This window comes from Pseudomonas sp. CBZ-4 (assembly GCF_000346755.1).
Classification (GTDB): domain Bacteria; phylum Pseudomonadota; class Gammaproteobacteria; order Pseudomonadales; family Pseudomonadaceae; genus Aquipseudomonas.
In genome coordinates, this window is the sequence record NZ_ANNV01000054.1 from 1 (window position 1) to 6,389 (window position 6,389).

General features: G+C 63.5%; 5 protein-coding genes. All 5 read left to right on the forward strand.

Annotated elements, in window-relative coordinates:
• Positions 1 to 92: 92 nt before the first annotated feature.
• The 5 genes from B348_RS0106960 (at position 93) to relA (ending at position 6,326) form a co-directional block, all read left to right on the forward strand.
• Positions 93 to 986 (forward strand): LysR family transcriptional regulator, encoded by an 894-nt coding sequence (locus B348_RS0106960; RefSeq protein WP_017735420.1) that lies wholly within the window; start codon positions 93 to 95, stop codon positions 984 to 986.
• 6 nt (positions 987 to 992) lie between these two features.
• Positions 993 to 1,601 carry a tRNA-uridine aminocarboxypropyltransferase gene (locus B348_RS0106965; RefSeq protein ID WP_017735421.1) on the forward strand — a complete coding sequence of 203 codons (609 nt, stop codon included), beginning with the start codon at positions 993 to 995 and terminating at the stop codon, positions 1,599 to 1,601.
• Between the two features lie 104 nt (positions 1,602 to 1,705).
• Positions 1,706 to 2,608, forward strand: coding sequence for a cysteine synthase CysM (gene cysM / locus B348_RS0106970; protein ID WP_017735422.1), 903 nt, complete (start codon positions 1,706 to 1,708; stop codon positions 2,606 to 2,608).
• Complete coding sequence (gene rlmD / locus B348_RS0106975) at positions 2,608 to 3,960, forward strand: 23S rRNA (uracil(1939)-C(5))-methyltransferase RlmD (RefSeq protein ID WP_017735423.1); 1,353 nt, start codon at positions 2,608 to 2,610, stop codon at positions 3,958 to 3,960. The genes cysM and rlmD overlap by 1 nt, the downstream gene beginning before the upstream one ends.
• Positions 3,961 to 4,082: 122 nt before the next feature.
• Complete coding sequence (gene relA, locus B348_RS0106980) at positions 4,083 to 6,326, forward strand: GTP diphosphokinase (protein WP_017735424.1); 2,244 nt, start codon at positions 4,083 to 4,085, stop codon at positions 6,324 to 6,326.
• Positions 6,327 to 6,389: the final 63 nt, after the last annotated feature.

Below are 6,389 nucleotides of genomic sequence, written 5' to 3' on the forward strand. Positions count from 1 at the left end.
CAGCCACACTTTCTTTTTTGATACACCGCGATCGCAGGCAAGCCAGCTCCCACAGTTTTGATTGTGCTGCATCCGTTGAATCCGGAGATCCGATGGCCAACGCCTTGCCCGACCTGAAACTCCTGCGCATCTTCGTCAGCGTCGTGCGGCACCAGGGGTTCGCCAATGCCCAGCACGAGCTCAACCTGTCCACCTCGGCCATCAGCACCTATATGAGCCAGCTGGAGGCGGCGTTGGGCCTGGTGCTGTGCCATCGTGGTCGCGGCGGGTTCAGCCTGACCAGCAAGGGCGAGCTGTTCCATCAAGAGACCTTGCGCCTGCTGGGTGAGCTGGAAGGCTTCGAGCAATATGCCGCCGCGTTGAAAGGCGAGTTGCGCGGCACCCTCAAGCTCGGCGTGCTCGACTCCACCGTCAGCGACAAGGCCCTGCCGTTCGCCGAAGTGATTGGTGCCTACAGCCTGGAACACCCGGCGGTGCACCTGCATTTGTCGGTGATGAGCCCCTACGAACTGCAACTCGGCGTGCAGGACAACCGCCTGGACCTGGCCATCGGCGCCTTTTCCAATCGCATGAGCGGCTTGATCTACATGCCGCTTTACCGTGAACAGCACTGGCTGTATTGCAGCACCCGCCATCCTTTATTCAATGAACGGCGCATCCCCGAGCAAGTGATCACCCAGCAACGCATGGTCGGCCGTGGCTACTGGAGCCAGGCGGAGCTGGCGCGCCACGGCTTCAAGCACAGCGCCGCCACCGTGGAAAGCATGGAGGCGCAGCTGATTCTGGTGCTGTCCGGCGCCTACATCGGCTACCTGCCCGAACACTACGCCCAGGCCTGGGCCGACAAAGGCGACCTGCGCGTGTTGCTGCCGGCAACCTTTGGCTACCAGGCGCCATTCTCGATGATCATGCGCCGGGGCCGTAGCCGTGAACCGCTGATCCAGACCTTCCGCGACCTGCTCAAAACCCAGCTCAACCAGGCTTGATAATCCATGTCCAGACCCCAATGCTCCCGCTGCCTGCGGCCCGTCACCCACTGCCTGTGCGCGCTGATACCGAGCCTCGACAGCCGCACCCGCGTGTTGCTGTTGCAGCACCCGAGCGAGGTCAACCATGCGCTCAATACCGCGCGCCTGGCGGCGTTGGGGTTGAACCATGCGCAGTTGGTGGTGGGCGAGGTGTTTGAGGATCTGCCGACGCTATTGAGCGTGCCCGGTTATCAGGCGCGACTGTTGTTTCCGGCCGATGATGCCCAGCCGTTGCAGGCCTACGCATCGTCCGATGAGCCGCTGCTGCTGGTGGTCCCCGACGGCACCTGGCGCAAGGCGCGCAAGATGTTGCACCTCAACCCGTTGCTGGCCGCATTGCCCAGGGTCACCCTGGCCGAGGGGTGTGTTTCCCGCTATCGACTGCGCAAGGCGCCGGCGCCGGGGGCGTTGTCCACCATTGAAGCGATTGTGCAGGCACTGCAAGTGTTGGAAGCGCCGGCATCCTTTGAGCCGTTGCTCAAACCTTTCGAGGCGTTGATCGAGGGCCAGATTGTGGCGATGGGGGATGAGGTGTTTCAACGAAACCACGGCGATGGCCCTGGCGGCGCATGATCGGCTTATTCCTTTAAGCCATAAGCACCGCACTTTGCGTGATATGGCCCGCCGGCCTTTCCCGGTATGATGTTCGCCCCCGCAGTCTGGATTGCGAATACGCCATGACCTTGCAGTACCCTACAATCGCCGATTGCGTCGGCAACACGCCCCTGGTCCGCTTGCAACGCATGGCGGGTGAAACCAGCAATACCCTGTTGCTCAAGCTTGAAGGGAACAACCCGGCTGGTTCGGTCAAAGACCGCCCGGCGCTGTCGATGATCACCCGCGCCGAATTGCGCGGGCAGATCAAGCCCGGCGACACCCTGATCGAAGCCACCTCGGGCAACACCGGGATCGCCCTGGCCATGGCCGCCGCGATCAAGGGTTACAAGATGGTGCTGATCATGCCCGACAACGGCAGCGCCGAGCGCAAGGCGGCGATGACCGCCTATGGCGCCGAGCTGGTGCTGGTGACCCAGGAAGAGGGCATGGAAGGCGCCCGCGACCTCGCCGAGCGCATGGCCGCCGAAGGCCGTGGCCAGGTGCTGGACCAGTTCGCCAATGGCGACAACCCCGAGGCGCACTACACCACCACGGGCCCGGAAATCTGGCGCCAGACCGGCGGTACCATCACCCATTTCGTCAGCTCCATGGGCACCACCGGCACCATCATGGGCAACTCGCGCTACCTCAAGGAGCAGAACCCGGCGATCCAGATCGTCGGCCTGCAACCGATGGAAGGCGCGGCCATCCCCGGTATCCGCCGCTGGCCCGAGGAGTACCTGCCGAAGATCTACAACGCGACGCGTGTGGACCGCATCATCGACATGGCCCAGCGTGAAGCCGAAGACACCACGCGCCGCCTGGCCCGTGAAGAAGGCATCTTCTGCGGCGTGTCCTCCGGTGGCGCCGTGGCCGGTATGTTGCGTTTGTCGAAAGAAGTGGAAAACGCGGTGATCGTCGCGATCATCTGTGACCGTGGCGACCGTTACTTGTCGACCGGCATTTTCGACGAACCCAACTGATGGCCAAGCACGAGAGAGGCCTGCGCTTCCAACCGACGGGCGGCAGCCGCGCCCCGCAGATTCCCGTGGGCAAGAAACAACGCCTGACCATCGAGCGCCTGGCCAATGACGGCCGTGGCATCGTGTTTTTCGAAGGCCGCACCTGGTTTGTCAATGGCGCGCTGGCCGGCGAAGAAGTCGAAGCGCGGGTGTTGGGCGCCCACGGCAAGGTGGTCGAGGCGCGCACCGAGCGCGTGTTCAAGGCCAGCGAGCTGCGCCGCCCGGCGCCTTGCGCCCACGTTGGCCGCTGTGGCGGTTGCAGCGTGCAGCATTTGCCCCATGCCGAACAGCTTGCCCTGAAACAGCGCATGCTCGCCGAGCAACTGTCGCGCGTGGCCGGTGTCGAACCGCAAGAGTGGGCTGCGCCGTTGAGCGGGCCGGAATTCGGCTACCGCCGCCGCGCCCGCGTGGCGGTGCGTTGGGACGCCAAGGCGAAACACCTGGAAGTCGGTTTTCGCGCGGTCGCCAGCCAGGACATCGTTGCTATCGATGATTGCCCGGTGCTGGTACAGGCCTTGCAACCGATCATGCAACGCCTGCCGAACATGCTGCGCCGTTTGAGCAATCCTAAGGCCTTGGGGCATGTGGAGCTGTTCAGCGGTACGTCCATCGCCGTGTTGCTGCGCCATATGGCGCCGTTGTCGGCAGCGGACCTGCAAGTGTTGCAAGAATTTTGCGCGTTCCATGAAGCCCAGCTGTGGCTGCATGGCGAAGGCCAGCCGGAGCCGGTGGACGTCGATGCTGTGCTGGGTTTCCGCTTGGAACAGTGGGATCTGGAACTGGCCTACCGTCCAGGCGACTTCGTGCAAGTCAACGCCGGGGTCAACGCCGCGATGGTGGCCCAGGCCCTGGAATGGCTGGCGCCACAGCCCGATGAGCGGGTGCTGGACCTGTTTTGCGGCCTGGGCAACTTTGCCCTGCCTCTGGCCAGGCACGTGCGCGAAGTGGTGGCGGTGGAAGGTGTGCAGACCATGGTGGACCGGGCGGCTCTGAATGCCGTCAGCAACAATTTGCATAATGCGCAGTTTTTTCAGGCCGATTTGTCCCAGCCTTTGACCGACGCAGAATGGGCCAAACAGGGCTTTTCTGCGGTACTCTTGGACCCACCCCGTGATGGTGCCCAAGAGGTTGTGCGCAAGCTCGCCACCCTGGGAGCCAAGCGCCTGGTGTATGTGTCCTGCAACCCGGCGACGCTGGCGCGGGACACGGTTGAGTTGGTCAAGCAAGGCTACCGGCTAAAACGTGCCGGGATCCTCGACATGTTTCCGCAAACCGCGCATGTCGAGGCCATGGCGTTATTTGAAGCGGGCTAGGATGCCCGTTCAATCCGACCGGCCTGCGTTCTCCAGGGCCTGTGACCTGCCAGGGAGTTCGCAGTAAAAGGTCGGCGATGATTTTGGCGCATCAGAGGTGCGTCGTAGGGAAGGTAAGAGAGATGGTACAGGTGAGAGCACACCAGCCGATCAACACCGACGGCAGTATCAACCTGGAGGCATGGCTGGACCATGCCATCAGTGTCGATCCGGCACTGGACCGTGAAGCGTTGAAAGCGGCTTGCGAGTTCGCGCGTGAGTCTGAGCAGCAGGACAATGCGGCGAAGAACCTGTGGGCCGAAGGCACTTCCAGCTTTCGCACCGGGCTTGAAATCGCCGAGATCCTCGCTGACCTCAAACTGGACCAGGATTCGCTGATCGCCGCCGTGCTCTATCGCGGCGTGCGTGAAGGGCATATCGCGTTGCCGCTGGTCAGCCAGCGTTTCGGCGCCGTGGTGGCCAAGCTGATCGACGGCGTGCTGCGCATGGCCGCCATCAGCGCCAGCCTCAGCCCGCGCCAGTCGATGGTGCTGGGCACCCAGGGGCAGGTCGAGAACCTGCGCAAGATGCTGGTGGCGATGGTCGACGACGTGCGCGTCGCCCTGATCAAGCTGGCCGAACGCACCTGCGCGATCCGTGCGGTGAAGACCGCCGACGACGAAAAGCGCAACCGCGTCGCCCGCGAGGTCTTCGACATCTACGCGCCGCTGGCCCATCGCCTGGGTATCGGCCATATCAAGTGGGAGCTGGAGGACTTGTCCTTCCGCTACCTCGAACCCGACCAATACAAACAGATCGCCACGCTGCTGCATGAGCGGCGGCTCGATCGCGAGCGCTTTATCAGCGACGTGATGGGCCAGTTGCGCGCCGAGCTGCAAGCCACCGGCGTGGATGCCGACATCAGCGGCCGGGCCAAACACATCTATTCCATCTGGCGCAAAATGCAGCGCAAGGGCCTGGCCTTCAGCCAGATCTACGACGTGCGCGCCGTGCGGGTGCTGGTGCCGGAAATGCGCGACTGCTACACCGCGCTGGGCATCGTCCACACGTTGTGGCGGCACATTCCCAAGGAGTTTGACGACTACATCGCCAACCCCAAGGAGAACGGCTACCGCTCGCTGCACACCGCCGTGATCGGCCCCGAAGGCAAGGTGCTGGAAGTGCAGATCCGCACCCACGCCATGCACGAAGAGGCCGAGCTGGGCGTGTGCGCGCACTGGCGCTACAAGGGCACCGACGTCAAGGCCGGGTCGAATCAGTACGAAGAGAAAATCTCCTGGCTGCGCCAAGTGCTGGAATGGCACGAAGAACTCGGCGACATCGGCGGCCTGGCCGAACAGCTGCGGGTGGATATCGAGCCGGACCGGGTCTACATCTTCACCCCCGACGGCCACGCCATCGACTTGCCCAAGGGCGCGACGCCGCTGGACTTCGCCTACCGCGTGCACACCGAGATCGGCCACAACTGCCGGGGCGCCAAGATCAACGGGCGCATCGTGCCGCTCAACTACAGCCTGCAAACCGGTGAACAGGTCGAGATCATCACCAGCAAGCACGGCACGCCGAGCCGCGACTGGCTGAACCCGAACCTGGGCTACATCACCACGTCGCGGGCGCGGGCGAAGATCGTCCACTGGTTCAAGTTGCAGGCGCGCGACCAGAACGTCGCCGCCGGCAAGACCTTGCTCGAACGCGAACTGGCACGCCTGGGCCTGCCGCAGGTGGACTTCGACAAGCTGGCCGAAAAGGCCAACATGAAGATCGCCGAAGACATGTTCGCCGCCCTCGGTGCCGGCGACCTGCGCCTGGCGCAACTGGTCAACCTGGCGCAACAGCTGGTCGAGCCGGAACGCGGCAGCGAGCAACTGGAGCTGATCCCACGCAAAGCCACCGGCTACAAGCCCGGCAAGCGTGGCGATATCCAGATCCAGGGCGTAGGCAACCTGATGACGCAAATGGCCGGCTGCTGCCAGCCGTTGCCGGGCGACGCCATCGTCGGCTACATCACCCAGGGCCGTGGCGTGAGCATTCACCGCCAGGACTGCGCCTCGGTGCTGCAACTGGGCGGGCGTGAGCCGGAGCGGATCATCCAGGTCAGCTGGGGACCGGTGCCGGTGCTTACCTATCCGGTGGACATTGTGATTCGCGCCTACGATCGTTCCGGCTTGCTGCGGGATGTGTCGCAAGTGCTGCTCAATGAGCGGATCAACGTGCTGGCGGTGAACACCCGCTCGAACAAAGAGGACAACACCGCGCTGATGTCCCTGACCATCGAGATCCCGGGGTTGGACGCGTTGGGAAGGTTGTTGGGGCGGATTTCCCAGTTGCCGAACATCATTGAGACGCGGCGTAACCGCACACCTTGAAGTGTGGGCTCCGGGCTTCTGTGGGAGCTGGCTTGCCTGCGATGCAGACACCTCGGTATTTCA